This window comes from Anaeromyxobacter dehalogenans 2CP-1, from assembly GCF_000022145.1.
Classification (GTDB): Bacteria; Myxococcota; Myxococcia; order Myxococcales; family Anaeromyxobacteraceae; genus Anaeromyxobacter; species Anaeromyxobacter dehalogenans.
Genome location: NC_011891.1, coordinates 3098278 through 3112703 on the forward strand (window position 1 = coordinate 3098278; position 14426 = coordinate 3112703).

At 75.0% G+C, this 14426-nt stretch carries 14 protein-coding genes; 4 read left to right on the forward strand and 10 right to left on the reverse strand.

Annotation, left to right across the window (positions count from 1 at the left end; translation table 11 throughout):
* Positions 1-72 precede the first annotated feature (72 nt).
* Positions 73-1314: a parallel beta-helix domain-containing protein gene (locus A2CP1_RS14120; protein WP_012633896.1), complete on the forward strand. Its 1242-nt coding sequence runs from the start codon at positions 73-75 to the stop codon at positions 1312-1314.
* Positions 1311-2414, forward strand: a complete 1104-nt coding sequence (locus A2CP1_RS14125; RefSeq protein WP_012633897.1) for an SO2930 family diheme c-type cytochrome — start codon at positions 1311-1313, stop codon at positions 2412-2414. The genes A2CP1_RS14120 and A2CP1_RS14125 overlap by 4 nt, the downstream gene beginning before the upstream one ends.
* Positions 2415-2480: 66 nt before the next feature.
* Here A2CP1_RS14125 and serC read toward each other — a convergent pair whose 3' ends face one another.
* The 4 genes from serC to lpxB form a co-directional block, all read right to left on the reverse strand.
* Positions 2481-3608, reverse strand: coding sequence for a 3-phosphoserine/phosphohydroxythreonine transaminase (gene serC, locus A2CP1_RS14130; RefSeq protein ID WP_012526713.1), 1128 nt, complete (start codon positions 3606-3608; stop codon positions 2481-2483).
* A 33-nt stretch (positions 3609-3641) separates the two neighbouring features.
* The gene (locus A2CP1_RS14135; protein ID WP_012633898.1) at positions 3642-4295 is read right to left on the reverse strand and encodes a MarC family protein; all 654 of its coding nucleotides are present in this window, start codon (positions 4293-4295) and stop codon (positions 3642-3644) included.
* A 64-nt stretch (positions 4296-4359) separates the two neighbouring features.
* Positions 4360-5109, reverse strand: a complete 750-nt coding sequence (locus A2CP1_RS14140; protein WP_012633899.1) for a polyprenol monophosphomannose synthase — start codon at positions 5107-5109, stop codon at positions 4360-4362.
* The gene (gene lpxB / locus A2CP1_RS14145; RefSeq protein WP_012633900.1) at positions 5106-6257 is read right to left on the reverse strand and encodes a lipid-A-disaccharide synthase; all 1152 of its coding nucleotides are present in this window, start codon (positions 6255-6257) and stop codon (positions 5106-5108) included. Before lpxB ends, A2CP1_RS14140 begins: the two co-directional genes overlap by 4 nt.
* 53 nt (positions 6258-6310) lie before the next feature.
* Between lpxB and A2CP1_RS14150 the strand changes: the two genes are divergently transcribed.
* Positions 6311-6763 carry a hypothetical protein gene (locus A2CP1_RS14150; protein ID WP_012633901.1) on the forward strand — a complete coding sequence of 151 codons (453 nt, stop codon included), beginning with the start codon at positions 6311-6313 and terminating at the stop codon, positions 6761-6763.
* Positions 6764-6975: 212 nt separating this feature from the next.
* Here the strand turns inward: A2CP1_RS14150 and A2CP1_RS14155 are convergent, their stop codons facing one another.
* The 6 genes from A2CP1_RS14155 to A2CP1_RS14180 form a co-directional block, all read right to left on the reverse strand.
* Positions 6976-7281 (reverse strand): ArsR/SmtB family transcription factor, encoded by a 306-nt coding sequence (locus tag A2CP1_RS14155; RefSeq protein WP_012633902.1) that lies wholly within the window; start codon positions 7279-7281, stop codon positions 6976-6978.
* Between the two features lie 76 nt (positions 7282-7357).
* A complete protein-coding gene (locus tag A2CP1_RS14160; protein ID WP_012633903.1) occupies positions 7358-8014 on the reverse strand; it encodes a rhodanese-like domain-containing protein in 657 nt (218 codons plus the stop codon).
* Complete coding sequence (locus A2CP1_RS14165; protein WP_012633904.1) at positions 8011-8667, reverse strand: YeeE/YedE thiosulfate transporter family protein; 657 nt, start codon at positions 8665-8667, stop codon at positions 8011-8013. Before A2CP1_RS14165 ends, A2CP1_RS14160 begins: the two co-directional genes overlap by 4 nt.
* Before the next feature lie 10 nt (positions 8668-8677).
* Entirely contained in the window at positions 8678-9193 is a 516-nt protein-coding gene (locus A2CP1_RS14170) for a YeeE/YedE thiosulfate transporter family protein (RefSeq protein ID WP_012633905.1), read from the reverse strand.
* A 1-nt stretch (position 9194) separates the two neighbouring features.
* Positions 9195-10667, reverse strand: a complete 1473-nt coding sequence (locus A2CP1_RS14175) for a cytochrome b/b6 domain-containing protein (protein ID WP_012633906.1) — start codon at positions 10665-10667, stop codon at positions 9195-9197.
* 184 nt (positions 10668-10851) lie between these two features.
* Positions 10852-13068: a molybdopterin-containing oxidoreductase family protein gene (locus tag A2CP1_RS14180; RefSeq protein ID WP_012633907.1), complete on the reverse strand. Its 2217-nt coding sequence runs from the start codon at positions 13066-13068 to the stop codon at positions 10852-10854.
* Positions 13069-13284: 216 nt separating this feature from the next.
* Here A2CP1_RS14180 and A2CP1_RS14185 point away from each other — a divergent pair, with 216 nt between their 5' ends.
* The gene (locus tag A2CP1_RS14185; RefSeq protein WP_012633908.1) at positions 13285-14316 is read left to right on the forward strand and encodes a PA0069 family radical SAM protein; all 1032 of its coding nucleotides are present in this window, start codon (positions 13285-13287) and stop codon (positions 14314-14316) included.
* The last annotated feature ends 110 nt before the right edge of the window (positions 14317-14426 follow it).

Consider the following 14426-nt stretch of genomic DNA (forward strand, 5'->3'; position numbering starts at 1 on the left):
TGGGGTTGACCTCCCGGGCGCTCGACGGTGGATCTTGCGGACGGTGCAGGGCGGTTCTTACGGAGCGTGACCATGACCGCTCGTCCGCTCGCCGCCTCCCTGACCGCCGCGCTGCTCCTCGCCTGTGGCTCCGACTCGAACCCGAAGCCCGCCGATCCCTGCGCCGGGGTCACCGCCCCGTGCACCGCGTTCCCCGCCGGGACCACCGAGGATCGCATCCAGGGCGCCGTCGCGCTCGCCCCCGACGGCGCCACGTTCGTGTTCGGCGCGGGCACGTTCCGGTTCGCGAACGCGCTCGAGGTGACCGCGAACGGGGTCACGATCCGCGGCGCCGGGCGCGACGCCACCGTCCTCGACTTCGCGGGCCAGGTGGGCGCGGAGGGCGTGGGCGCGAGCGGCGACGCGTTCACCCTGAGCGATCTCTCGATCCGCGACACCGCCGGCAACGGCGTGAAGGTGGTGGGCGCGGCCGGGGTGACCATCCGCAACGTGGGCGTGTCCTGGACGCGCCCCGATCTCTCGACCCACGGCGGCTACGGCATCTACCCGGTGCAGTCCACGGACGTGCTGGTGGAGGGCTGCTTCACCTCCGGCGCCACCGACACCGGCATCTACGTGGGCCAGTCGCAGAACATCGTCGTCCGGGACAACGAGGCCACCGGCAACGTCGCCGGCGTCGAGATCGAGAACAGCTGGGACGCCGACGTCCACGGCAACCACCTGCACGGCAACACCGCCGGCGTGCTGGTGTTCGACCTGCCCGGCCTGCCGCAGCAGGGCGGGCACTCGGTCCGGGTGTTCGACAACCGCATCCTCGACAACGACCACCCGAACTTCGCCCCGGCGGGCGGCATCGTGGCGATCGTGCCGGCCGGCTCCGGCGTGGTGGTGATGGCGAACCACGACGTGGAGGTGTTCGGGAACACCATCCAGGGGAACCAGACCGCCGCGGTGGGCGTGATCAGCTACCTGCTCACCGGCCAGGCGCCGCCCGACGGCTACGATCCGTTCCCGCGCCGCGTGCACGTGCACGGCAACACCATCTCCGGGAACGGCACCGCGCCGGACGCGGCCACCCCGCTCGGCGCCGCGCTCGGCCAGGTCCGGACCGCCCTCGGCGCCGACCTGCCCGACGTGATGTGGGACGGCATCCCGGACCCGACCGGCTCGGGCGCGAACCCGCAGGAGATCTGCGTCGCCGCGGGCGCGTCCTGGCTCAGCCTGGGCGCGGCGAGCGACCCGTGGACCCCGGATCCGGACGACACCGCGTTCCGCTGCGCGCTCGACCCGCTGCCGGCGGTCGTCCTGCCGTGAGGCGCTCCGCGGCGGCGCTGGCGCTCGCGGCCGGGCTGGCCGGGTGCGGCGGCGGCTCCTCCGGCGCGCCCGCCGGCCCGTGCAGCCCGCCCGGCGCCGGGGTCGATCCCGACCGCCCCGCGCAGCGGCTGTCGGAGCTCTGCCTGGTGGAGGCCGCGGGCGGCGGCACCGTCGCGCCGCGGCCCGGGGTCGTGCCCTACGACCTGAACACGCCGCTGTTCTCCGACTACGCGCTCAAGACCCGCACCGTGTGGCTGCCGCCCGGCACGCGCGCCGCGTACGACGCGGAGGCTCCGCTCGATCTGCCGGTCGGCGCGATCGTCACGAAGACGTTCGCGCTCCCGCCCGACCTGCGGACCCCGACGGCTGCGCTCCGGCTGCTCGAGACCCGGCTGCTCGTGCGCACCGCGCAGGGCTGGCGCGGGTACCCGTACCTGTGGAACGCCGCGCAGACGGACGCGACGTTCCAGCCCGGCGGCGCGGTGCTCCAGCTCCCGCTGGTCACGCCCTCGGGCGCGGCGGTGACCGCGAGCTACCTCGTCCCGAGCGTCACCCAGTGCGCGCGCTGCCACGCCGACACGCCCGATGGCGCGCTCCACCTGCTCGGCCCGACGGCCCGGAACCTGAACCGCACCCTGGGCTATCCCTCGGGCCCGGAGAACCAGCTCGCGCACTGGAGCGCGGCCGGGATCCTGGTGGGTGCGCCCGCGCCCGCGGACGCCCCCCGCCTGCCCGTCTGGAACGATCCCGGCACCGGGAGCGTGGCGGCGCGCGCCCGCGCCTGGCTCGAGGTGAACTGCGCGTTCTGCCACTCTCCCGGCGGCCTGGCGCGGACGACCGGCCTGTACCTCGGCACCGGGGTGACCGACCCGTACCAGCTCGGCGTCTGCAAGCCGCCCGTCGCGGCCGGGCCCGGGTCGGGCGGGCTCGCCTACGACGTCGTCCCGGGCGATCCCGACGCGTCGATCCTCGTGTACCGCGTGGCCGCGACCGATCCGGTGGCGGTCATGCCGCAGCTCGGGCGCAGCGTGGTGAGCGACGAGGGGCTGGCGCTGGTTCGCCAGTGGATCGCCGAGCTGCCTTCGCAGCCCTGCCCCTGAACGACGGCGGGCCCGGCCCTCGCGCGGAGGGACCGGGCCCGGCGGGCGCGGCGGGCGGGCTCGGCGCTAGCCGCGCTTCGCGAAGTCCTGCATGAACGCGCAGAGCTCGTCGAGCCAGGCCGGCTCGACCGCGTTGTAGGTGGACACGCGGATGCCGCCCACCGAGCGGTGGCCCTTCAGGCCCACCATGCCCTTCGCCTTGGCCTCCTTCACGAAGCGCTCCTCGTCGGCCTCGGCGGGCAGCCGGAACACCACGTTCATCACCGACCGGCTCTCACGCTCCACCGGGCAGCGATAGAAGCCCGGGTTCGCGTCGATGACGCCGTACAGCTTCCCGGCCTTGGCCCGGTTCCGCTGCTCCATGGCGCCCAGGCCGCCGAGCCCCTTCAGCCACGCGAGCACGTTGCGGATCATGTAGATGCCGAAGGTGGGCGGCGTGTTGTAGAGCGACTTGTTCTCGGCCGGCGTGCGGAGCTGGAAGATCTTCGGGATGTCCTTGCGGCCGGCGGCCACCAGGTCCTTGCGGACGATCACCACCACCACGCCCGAGGGCCCGATGTTCTTCTGCGCGCCCGCGTAGATCAGCCCGAACCGCGAGACGTCCACCGGCTTCCACAGGAAGTCGGAGGACATGTCGGCGACCAGCGGGACCTTGCCCGCGTCCGGGAACGGCCGGGCCGGGTCCACCGCGAACTGCACGCCGTGGATGGTCTCGTTCGAGGTCAGGTGCAGGTACGCCGCGTCGGGCGAGACCTGGAGGTCGGCGGCGGTGGCCGCGCGGACGTAGCGCTTCTCCTTGCCCTCGCCCTCGCCGGTGGTGCCGGCCAGGCGCGCCGACGCGCCCAGCATCGCGGTGGCGGCCTTCGCCTCGGAGAACGCCTTCTCGCCCCAGGCGCCGGTCACCAGGTAGTCGGCGCCGCGGCCCTTCTCGACGAGGTTCATCGGGATCTGCGCGAAGAGCTGCGACGCGCCGCCCTGCACGAACAGCACGTCGTAGGCGTCGGGCACGCCCAGCAGCTCGCGGAGCAGCGCCAGCGCCTCGTCGTGGACCGCCTCGTACTCCTTGCCGCGGTGCGAGTGCTCCATCACCGACATGCCGCTGCCGGCGAAGTCGAGGAACTCGTCGCGGGCGCGCTCCAGCGCGGGCAGAGGGAGGGCGGCGGGGCCGGCATTGAAGTTCTTCACGCGGGGCATGGTCTCCTCGGGGGTAGGTGGGGGACCGGGGATTTATTGGAGCCGGAAGGTCCGCGGCAACCCTTCCGCGAGCCCGTCCATCATGAACTGGACGGCGATGGCCACCAGCAGCAGGCCGGCGACGCGCTCCAGGATGGCGAGGCCGGTGCGCCCGAGCACCTTCTCGGTCCGGGCCGCACCCGCAAGGATGAGGTAGCTGGCCAAGCAGGTGAGCGCGATGGCGAGCAGGACCGGCAGCGGGTGCCACCAGTCCTCGCTGCGCGCGCGCACCATCAGCACGATGGCGGTGGCGATGGAGCCGGGGCCGGCCAGCAGCGGCATGGCCAGCGGCACGATGGCCACGTCCTCCTTGTCGGCGCTGGCGTCCACTTCACCCTGCGTGATCCGGGTCCGGGACGGCTGGGTGCGCACCATGTCCAGGGCGAGCAGCAGCAGCACCACGCCGCCCGCCACCTTGAACGCGGGCAGGCCGATGCCGAGGAGGCGGAAGATCCACTCGCCGGTGAGCGCGAACGCGGCGAGCACGGCGAACGCGGTCACCGACGCGCGCAGCGCGATCTCGCGGCGCCGGCGCGGGTCGTCGTTGCGGGTCAGCGCCAGGAAGAACGGCACCGCCGAGAACGGGTCGACCACGAAGAACAGGGCCGAGAAGGAGACGAAGCAGAGGGTCGCGAGCTGCAGGGCCATCGGGCGCGCAGCCTACCTCGCCCACGGTGGGCGGGAAAGCGCGGAGCGGCGAGCGGCGCGGCGATCACACCGCCGGCGGCAGGCCGGGGCGCGCCTCCGAGCGCGCGAACGCGGAGAAGCGGATCGCCCACACCTTGCGGATGGCCTCGAGCACGATGCGCCGGGACATCTTGGACTGCCCCACCCGGCGGTCGGCGAACACGATGGGGATCTCCGCGACCCGGAACCCGCGCCGGATGGCCCGGTACGTCAGCTCGATCTGGAACGCGTAGCCGGAGCACTCCACCGAGGGCAGGTCGATGGCCTCCAGCACCTCGCGGCGGAAGCACTTGAAGCCGCCGGTGAGGTCGCGGACGCGGACGCCCAGGATGGTGCGGGCGTAGAGGCTCCCGCCGCGCGAGATGAGCTTCCGCCCGAGCCCCCAGTTCACCGTCCCGCCCCCCGGCACGTAGCGCGAGCCGAGCACCAGGTCGGCGTCGGCGGCGCGGGCCAGCAGCGCGGGCAGGTACCTCGGGTCGTGCGAGAAGTCGGCGTCCATCTCGAGCACGAGGTCGTAGCCGCGCTCCAGCGCCCAGGCGAAGCCGGCCAGGTACGCCCGGCCCAGCCCCTCCTTGCCGGCGCGGTGGAGCACGTGCACGCGCGGCTCGCGCGCGGCGAAGGCGTCGGCGAGCCGGCCGGTCCCGTCGGGCGAGTTGTCGTCGATGACCAGCACCTCGACGGACGGTGCGGCCTCCAGGATCGCGCGGAGGATCGGCTCGAGGTTGTCCCGCTCCTCGTACGTCGGCAGGCACACCAGCGCGCGCCCAGGCGTCATCGCATCACCCCCAGCACCTCTTCCGCGACCCGGAGCGGCGCGCCCGGCTCGCCCAGCGACGCCCGCACCTCCCGCAGCGCCGCGATCTGCGCCTCCCGCGCGGCGCGATCGCCGAGCAGGCGCTCCACCTCCGCCGCCATCCGCTCGGGGCTCGCGTCCCCCTGGAGCAGCTCGGGAACGATCCCCCTCCCTGCCAGGATGTTCACCAGCGCCACGTGCGCAATCTTCACCAGCATCCGCGCGACCGCGTAGGAGAGCCACGACAGCTTGTAGACCACCACCATGGGCCGGAGCATGAGCCCCGCCTCCAGGGTGGAGGTCCCGCTCTTCACCAGCGCCGCGTCGCTCGCGCCGACCACCTCCTCGGTGCGGCCGTCCACCAGTCGCACCTCCAGCGTGCGGTGGGCCGCGAGGTACGGCTCGAGCGCGGCGCGGTCCAGCGTGGGCGCCACCGGGACCACGAACTGCGCATCCGGGTGGGCCGCGCGCAGCCGCTCGGCGGCCTGGAGCATCGGCGGGAGCAGGCGCTTCAGCTCGGACGGGCGGCTGCCCGGGACCATGGCGATGGTGGTCCGGGAGGCGGGGAGGCCCAGCGCCGATCGGTAGGCCTCGGCCGGCCCGGGCGGCGGGCGCTCGGCGAACGGGTGGCCGACGAAGCGGGCCGACACCCCGGTGCCTTCGTAGAAGCGCTCCTCGAAGGGGAGGATGCACAGCATCCGGTCCACCACCCGCGCGATCTTCTTCGCGCGGCCCTGGCGCCAGGCCCAGATGGTCGGCGACACGTAGTAGACCACCGGGATCCCGAGCTTCTTGAGGCGCGCCGCGAGCCGGAGGTTGAAGTCCGGCAGGTCCACCAGGAGCGCGGCCCTGGGGCGGCGCTCGGCGGCGGCGCGGCCGAGCATCCGCAGGATCCCGAGGATCCGCGGGATGCGGGGGAGGACCTCGGCGAGGCCCATCACCGAGATGTCCTCGGCCGGCGCGAGCGCCTCGAGCCCCGCCTCGCGCAGCCGCGGCCCGCCCACGCCGAAGGCGGTGATCCCGGGGCGGAGCCGCTGCAGCTCGTGGAGGGTCCGGGCCGCGTGAAGGTCCGCGCTGGCCTCGCCCGCCACGATCAGGATCTGGTCCGTCAAGCGCGGGCTATATAGCACGCCGCCCCCGGGCGGTCTGGCTCCGGAGGCCGATCCGTGATGTGCTGTCGCACATGGATGGGGGAACCGCGGGCGCGCGGGCGCGCGAGGTGGGATGGCTCGCGGCCACGCTGGCGGCGCTGCTGCTCGCGCTCGTGCTCGAGCACTACGTCATCCACGAGCAGATGATCCTGCCGTGGATCGCGGTGTCGCCCGAGGTGCCGCCCTGGATGATCGGCGCCCAGGTGGTCCCGGAGATCATCGTCTGCTTCCTGTTCGGCTGGCGCCTGCGCGGCCTGGGCTGGATCGTGATCTACGGGGCGGCCGCCGCGGCGCTCCGGCAAGGGTTCTACGCGCTCCTCACCCGCATCGGCGCGAGCGGGCACCCGGAGACGCTGTTCGGCCCCCCGTCCGAGTTCGCGCGCACCGCGCCGCTCGTGGCGGTGATGTACTTCCTGGCGTTCGGGCTCGCCTCGATGGGCGCCCGCGAGCCCGGTCCCCTCCCCGGCGCGCGCTCCCGGCCCTGAGCCGGCGTCCCTCGCCCGCGGCCCGGCCCGATCGCGGGCCGCCCGCGCTCGGAGCGCGTGAATCCATCCCCGGACCGAGCCAGGCGGTCGAGCCGCGAGCAGCGCGAGGCGCGACGACCGAGCATGCCCGTCGGCATGTGAGGGAGGAGCAACGACGCGATGCGACGCGGATCGGCCGCCGCGGCGACGGGAGGGGATGGGTTCACGTGCTCTCAGCGCCGGCAGCGCTCCATGCAGTGCACCAGGCCGCGCAGGTTCTCCTCGGCGATCCGGTAGCGCGCGAACCCGTCCTCGCGCGCGGCCGCCACCAGGCCGTGCTCGCGCAGCACCCGGAGCTGCTGCGAGACGATGACCGGGTCGGCGCCGAGCCGACCTGCCAGGCCGCCGACGGTCTCGTCGCCCTGGCAGAGCAGGGCCACGAGCCGCAGGCGGAGCGGATGGGCGACGGCCTTCAGGACCGCGGCGACGCGCTCGGCGCGCTCGGGGTCGGCGTAGACGGGCGGCGGGGGTGCGGACACGGGCGGACTCTAGCGGTAGCGCCGCCCGCGAGAGGCGCGGCGAGGTGCCGCGCCGAGGGGCCCGGGACGCGCCGGGCTACCCGCAGCCGCCGGAGATCTTCTTCTTCGCGCCGCCGGCCTTCGCCTTGCCTCCGGCCTTCAGCAGGTCCGGCCGGAAGTCGAGCCGCGCCAGCGTCTGGAGCGCCTCGACGCCCGAGGCCACGCGGTCGGGCGAGGGCGCCGAGAGCGCGGCCTGCGCCGCCGCCAGCGCCTCGGCGTAGCCCGCCGGCGGCGCCGCCTCGGCGAACAGCGGCACCGGCAGCGCCAGCGCCAGGTACCAGGCGCGCGCGCCGTCCACGAGGTAGTGGACCCGCGCGCCCGGGTCGGCGCGCCGCGCCTCCTGCACCAGCCGGAGCGCGACCTCGTCCTTCCCGGCGTAGACGAGCGTGAACGGCCGGCCGCGGGCGCGCGCCAGCACGTCGTCGGCGGACGCGCCCGGCAGGCTCTCCGCGCCGGGCAGGTGGTAGCGGGCGTAGGCGTCGGCGGGACGGACGTCCAGCACCGCGGCCCGGCCCGCCGCCTGGACCACCCCGGCGGCGGCCTTCCACACGTCGAGCGCGGCGTCCGCCGGCGGCGGCGTCAGGTCGGCCGGGAGCTCGGCGCGGGCCGAGTGCCCGGTGGCGAGCGCCAGCACGAGGTAGGCGGCGGCCGCGGCGACGAGCGCGGCGGCCCCGGTCCGGTTCGTGATCCTCACGGCGCCCTCCTCTCCGCGGCGGCGGCGCCGGACGGCACCGACTGCGGCCCCTGCCCCGCCGGCGCGGCGCGGCGGTTCACCCACCGCTCGATGCGGCCCACCGCCCAGAACGCGCCCACCGCGAGCAGCGCCACCGCGAACACGACCACGCCGGACGGGAGGCGCAGCCACTCGTGCAGCAGGACCCGGCCGCGGCCGCCGGCGTCGGCGAGCGGCGCGAACGTGTCGGCGCCGAGCGTGTACACGAGCGTGCCGACGAGCAGCCCGCCGATGAACAGGAGCGCGTCGAGCTTGCCGGAGACCGCCCCCACCAGCGAGGTGCCCGGGCAGTAGCCGCCCACGATGAAGCCGGCCCCGACCAGGAGCCCGCCCACCGCCTGGGCGGCCGGGAAGGTGTCGAGGATGCCGAGCGTGGAGAGCGGCACGACGCCGGCGAGGTCGAGGAAGTAGACGCCGACCATGGCCGTGACGATGGCGGTGAACATCACCCGCAGCACGCGGAAGTCGCGCCCGTAGAAGACGGCGGCGAGGTTGCGGGCGGTGCCGAAGCCGGCGCGCTCCAGCGCGAAGCCGAAGCCCATGCCCACCAGCACCGAGACGATCATCTCGACGGGGTGCGAGAACCGGAGGACGACGGAGAGAGGGCCTTCCACGGCGTGCCTCCTAGATCCACTGACGGCGCACGAACCACGCGAGGGCGTACGCGCCGCCGAAGACGCAGAGCATGAACAGCCAGCTCCCCAGCGCGAGCTGCGCGCCGCCGGTGAGCGCCTGACCGCTGGTGCAGCCGCGCGCGAGCTGCGCGCCGAAGCCCGCCAGCGCCCCGCCCGCGCCCGCCAGCACCCACCGCCAGCGCCGGTCCGCGCGCGGGCCCATCACCGTCTCGGCCCTGAAGCGCCGCGCGGTGAGCACCGCGATCCCGCCGCCGAGCAGCGTGCCGGCGGTGAGCCACACGATCCAGTCGTCCATCGAGGCGCGCGCCGGGTCGGCGAAGAACCGGCCCACGCTGACGTTCTCCTCCGTCCAGGTGGGGGAGGCGGCGTGCAGCCCGGCCGCCACCACGTGCTTGAACGACCCGCTCGCGCCCAGGCCGCGCCCGGTCAGCACGAAGCTGGCGAGGAGCACCAGGCCCAGCAGGAAGCCGGCCTTGTACGGGTTCCAGTACGGTCGCTGCTCCACGTCACTCCTCCTTCGCGTCCGGGGCGCCGGGCGCCCCGGGGTGCGGCTCGTTCGCGGCCCTCGCCACCCACTTCGCGCTGTGGCGGGCCGCGTGCGCGAGGTCGATCCGGCCGGTGATCATCGAGCGGAGCGCGGGCCGCTCGTCGGCGATGACCACCGCCATGGTGAGGTGGACCGCCAGGCCGGCGACCACGAGCGCGATGGCGAGCCCGTGCACCACGACGGCCGCCGAGACCACCTCCGCGGGTCCGAGGTGGAACGTCATCACCAGCCCGCTCGCGACGATGGTCGCGGTGGCGACCAGCACCAGCACCGCGAACAGCTTCTGGCCGGCGTTGTACTTGTCCTGCGGCGGGAGCGGGCCGCGCCACGCGCCCGCCATGGCGAGCGGCTTCCGGACCAGCCAGGCGAGGTCGTCGCGCGTCACCCGCACGTCGTCCCGGACGTGCCGGAGGCCGCCCTTGAACAGCAGGAACAGCGGGATCACCACCGCGGCCCAGGCCAGCCCCCAGCCGACGTGGAGCCTGAGGAGCGCGGCCCGCCCGCCCAGCGCGCCGGCGACGGCGCCCGCGACCTCGGGGCCGAGCAGCGCGAAGCGCGCCGCGGAGAGCAGGCCCACGCCGCTGACGACCAGCGCGATCCAGGAGAGCGCGTTCAGCCAGTGGAGCGCGCGCAGGCCGGCCGGGTGGCGGTGCAGCGTGCGCGGCGGCGCCGCCGGCAGCGCGCAGGCGCCCTCGGCCTCCTCGCGACGCACGCGGTCCATCCTCGCCTTCAGGTTCACGAGCAGCCCGCCGCCGATCGAGAGCGCGCCGAGCCCCGGGACCACCGCGCGCGTGAGCGGTCGGGCCGCGCCGTCCCAGGCCGAGGTGAGCCAGGCGGTCCGCGGTGGGCGGGCGATGCCCTGGGCGAGCACGACGTCGCGGGCACGGTCGCCGGCGTAGAGCGTGCGCGGCCGGACGTCGATCCCGGGCACCGCCAGCGGGCGCGCGACGCGCGCCGCGGCGGCGACGGAGATGGCCGACCCGGGGTCGTCGAGGTCGCCGAACACGCGGCACTCGGCCGGGCAGGTCTCGACGCACGCCGGCCGCTCGCCGCGCGCGACGAACGGCGCGCACAGGTTGCACTTCTCGACCACGTGCTTCACCGGGTCCACGTGGCGCGCGCCGTACGGGCACGCGGCGACGCAGGTGCCGCAGCCGATGCACACGTCCGCGTCCACCACCACCACGCCGTTCGCGTCCACGTACGTCGCGCCGGACGGGCAGTCCACCGTGCACGGGTGCGCCTCGCACTGCATGCACAGGCCCGGGAAGAACGTGACGGCGAGGTCGCCCCCGGCGCGCGTCCCGGTCTCGAAGGTGTGGACCCAGTCGCGCGCCGCGCCGGGGCCGGAGTCCCACTGCTCCTTGCAGGCCGACACGCAGGCCTTGCAGCCCACGCACAGGTCGAGGTCGATCAGCATCGCGTGGCGCACGGCGCCTCCCGTTCGTGTGGGGCCCGTTGCGAGGCACACGATGGCGTCGCCGAGCCGGGCACACGAGGACCGAGCAGCGCAGGCGTGCCCGTCGGCACGTCGAGCAGCGCAGGGACGAGCCTGCCCGGCGCAGGCGGCCAGCGTGCGCCGCAGCAGGGCTCTACGCGGACGGGCGGCGCCATCATCAGGCAACCTCCGCCCGGCGCACCGTGACGAGCTGGGTGCGCATGCCGGTCGAGCCGCTGATGGGGTCGACCACGTAGTCGTCGATCACCGCGCCGTCGTCGCCGCCGCGCCCGCGCGCCCGGTGGAGCCGGTGGGCCCAGTGGCCGAAGCCGTGGACCATGTACACGGCGCCGTCCGGGATCCGCTCGGTGACGTGCAGCGCGAGCGGTCCGGTCTCGCTGCCGTGGGCGTTGCCCACCATGACCCGCTCCCCGGCCGCGAGGCCGAGCGCGGTCGCGTCCGCCGGGCTCATCCAGAGCGTGTTCTCGGGCTCGAGGTCGAACAGGATGGGGTTGTTCTGGGTGCGGCCGAACGTGTGGAGCGGGCTGCGGCCGTAGAGCAGCCGGAAGCGCCCGGGCGGCGGCGGCGGGGGTCCCTTCCACACCGGGAGCGGGTCGAAGCCCGCGTCGGCGAGCCGCTGCGACCAGAGCTCGATCCTGCCGGACGGCGTGTGGAAGCGGTACGCCTCGCCGTCGCCCAGGTAGAGCGGCGTCTTGCGGGGGACGAGCGCGATCCCGTCGCGCCTCAGCTGGTCGAGCGACAGGCCGGCGGAGGCGAGACGGACCTCGAGGTACTCCTCGAACGTCGCCCACGGGAAGAAGTCGCCCACGCCGAGCGCGGTCCCGAGCTCCTTCGCGATCCGCCACGCGGGCCGCGTGTCGTGCGGCGAGGCCACCGCCGGCTGGCGCAGGCCCACGTACGGCGTGCGCGTGAAGCCGAGCGAGAGGTCGTCGTAGCGCTCGAGGTAGGTATCCTCCGGGAGCAGCACGTCGGCGTACTGGGTGATCTCGGTGGGCGCGACGTCGCAGACCACCAGCAGGTCGAGGTTCGCGATCGCCTCGCGCGTCTCGCGCACGTTGGGCATCGCCTGCACCAGGTTCGTGCCGTGCACGAACCAGCCCTTCACCGGGTACGGCTTGCCGGTGCGGGTGGCGTCGCGAAGGCCGTTGGTGGTGACCTCCTCCGCGAACGGGAAGCGGCCGGCGGCCTGGTCCACGTTCCGGGGCAGGTCCGGGAAGTCCGGCGTGGGGTAGTCGTCGACGGTCGCGCGCTCGGTCCGGTAGGTCGACCCGGGTCGCCACCAGGCGCCGAGCAGCGCGGAGAGGATCGCCTGGGCGCGCGCGCGCTGCGTGTCCTCCTCGCCGTACCAGGCGGTGTGCCGGCCGGGGTGGACGACCACCGCCGGCATCGCGTTCACCATCAGGCGATACGCGTCCACGATCCGCTGCGCCGGCACGCCGGCGCGCTCGGCCGCCCAGGCCGGGTCGAACGGCGCCACGTGGGCCGCCAGCCGGTCGAAGCCGGTGGTGCGGGCCTCCACGAAGGCGCGATCGTAGGTGCGCTCCGCGACGAGCAGGTGGAGCCAGGCCAGGATCACCGCGGTGTCGGCGCCCGGGCGGATGGGCAGCCAGACGTCGGCCTTCGAGGCCACGGTGGAGAGGCGCGGATCCAGCACCACCAGGGACGCGCCGCGGACCCGCGCCCGCACCAGCTCCTGCACCTGGCCGTTGTGCGCGTTCTCGCCGAGATGCGACCCGAACAGCACGACCGCGCGCGCGTTCTCCAGGTCGATCGGCTCGGGCGAGACCAGCTTCTCGCCGAACGTGAGCTGGTAGCCGACGTTGCGGGCGCCCTTGCACTGCGCGTACGAGGGGCCCGCGTAGTTGGGCGAGCCGTACGCCACCAGCATCTGCCGGAGCAGGGGCCCGCCGCTGCCGTGATAGAAGAGCGCGAGCGCCTCGGCGCCGTGGCGCGCCTTGATGTCGCCGAAGCCCCGCGCGACGATCTGGTAGGCCTCGTTCCACCCGGCGCGGCGGAACTTCCCCTCGCCGCGTGCGCCGGTCCGGATCAGCGGGTGCGTGAGCCGGTCCGCGTCCACGACCGACGCCGCGCCGGCCTGCCCGCGCCCGCACAGCTTCCCGTTCGCGTTCGGATACCGCGGGTGGCCGCGCAGCGAGTGCACGCGGTTCTTCCGCACGCGCGCCACCGCCCCGCAGTTCCAGAAGCACAGCTCGCAGAAGGTGGGGACCTCGCGCTCCGGCGGCAGGGCGTCGTCCGCCTGCGCGAGGCCGAACGCCTCCGCGCGATCGGGCGCCGCCGCGGCGCCCGCGGCCGCGCCCGCCGCCGCCAGCTCCAGGAACGTCCTCCGCCCGATGCGCACGCCGTCCTCCGCCATCTCGCGCTCCCCGCCGGCGGCACCGCCGACCACCGCGATGGAGCCGCGAACGGCCGCGGTGGATTCTCGCCCGGATCCGATTTTCGCGTGTGATTTCAGCGACACGCAGCGCTTGCGCCGGCGGCCGCTGCGCCGCAGCGCTTGCGCCCGCCCCCGCGAAAAGCTCGCGCCCACCGGGGCCTTGAGCCTGAACGTCCGTTCCGGTACGCATCCGGCATGACCCCGCGCGCCGCCTGGAACCCGCCCAACCCGTGGGCCGCCGCCGAGATCGAGTGGGACGACGGCCCGCCCCCCGCGCGGATCACGCTGCTCGAGGACGCGACCCGCGACGTCCTCTCCCGCAACGACAGCCCCGACATCCCGTTCCGCTGGAGCGTGAACCCGTACCGCGGGTGCATGCACGCGTGCGCGTACTGCTACGCGCGGCCGACGCACGAGTACCTGGGCATGGGCGCGGGCACCGACTTCGACACCCGCATCGTGGTGAAGCGGCGCGCGCCGGAGCTGCTCCGCGCCGCGTTCGACCGGCCCGGCTGGAAGGGCGAGGAGGTGGCGTTCTCCGGCGGGACCGACGCGTGGCAGCCGATCGAGGCGGAGCTGAGGCTCACCCGCGGCTGCCTCGAGGTGTGCGCCGCCTACCGGAACCCGATCCGCGTCGTCACCAAGTCGGCGCTGCTGGAGCGCGACCTCGACCTGCTGCAGGAGCTGGCGCGGTCCTCCCGCGTGCTGATCTCGGTGAGCCTCCCGTTCCTCGATCCGGCGCTGGCGCGCGCGCTGGAGCCCTGGGCGCCCTCCCCTGCGCGGCGGCTCCGCCTCATCGAGCGGCTGGCGCGCGCCGGGCTCTCGCCCGGCGTCCTCGTCGCGCCGGCGATCCCCGGGCTCGACGACCAGGTCCCGCGGGTGCTGGCGGCGGCGGGTGCGGCGGGCGCCGAGCGCGCCGCGTGGGTCCTGCTGCGCCTTCCCGGATCGGTGGCGCCCGTGTTCGAGCAGCGGCTGCGCGCGGCGCTCCCCGACGCCGCCGCGCGCGTGATGCACCTGGTGCGCGAGACGCGCGAGGGCCGGACGTACGACCCGGCCTTCCCCACCCGGCGGCGCGGGACCGGGGCGTACGCCGCCGTGATCGCCCAGGTGTTCGCGCGCCACGCCTCCCGCCTCGGGCTGGACCGGTCCGAGCCCCCACTCGACGGGCCGTCCCCATTCCGGCGTCCCGGCGCCGGGGGACAGCTGGGGCTGTTTGACCCAACGTGAAGACGCGGCCCTCCCAGGCGGGTGACTTTCGCGGGATCTCCCGCTAGACAGGGCTCGTGCGGATCGGGATCCAGGCCGGTGGTGACAGGCCCCTCGCCTCCCTGCCGGGG

Bases quoted from the DNA above. Each gene is read 5' to 3' on its own strand.
- A2CP1_RS14120 (WP_012633896.1), top strand. From the start codon at position 73: ATGACCGCTCGTCCGCTCGCCGCCTCCCTGACCGCCGCGCTGCTCCTC.
- serC (WP_012526713.1), bottom strand. From the start codon at position 3,608: ATGCCCCGCGTGAAGAACTTCAATGCCGGCCCCGCCGCCCTCCCTCTG.
- A2CP1_RS14135 (WP_012633898.1), bottom strand. From the start codon at position 4,295: ATGGCCCTGCAGCTCGCGACCCTCTGCTTCGTCTCCTTCTCGGCCCTG.
- A2CP1_RS14140 (WP_012633899.1), bottom strand. From the start codon at position 5,109: ATGACGCCTGGGCGCGCGCTGGTGTGCCTGCCGACGTACGAGGAGCGG.
- A2CP1_RS14150 (WP_012633901.1), top strand. From the start codon at position 6,311: ATGGATGGGGGAACCGCGGGCGCGCGGGCGCGCGAGGTGGGATGGCTC.
- A2CP1_RS14180 (WP_012633907.1), bottom strand. From the start codon at position 13,068: ATGGCGGAGGACGGCGTGCGCATCGGGCGGAGGACGTTCCTGGAGCTG.
- A2CP1_RS14185 (WP_012633908.1), top strand. From the start codon at position 13,285: ATGACCCCGCGCGCCGCCTGGAACCCGCCCAACCCGTGGGCCGCCGCC.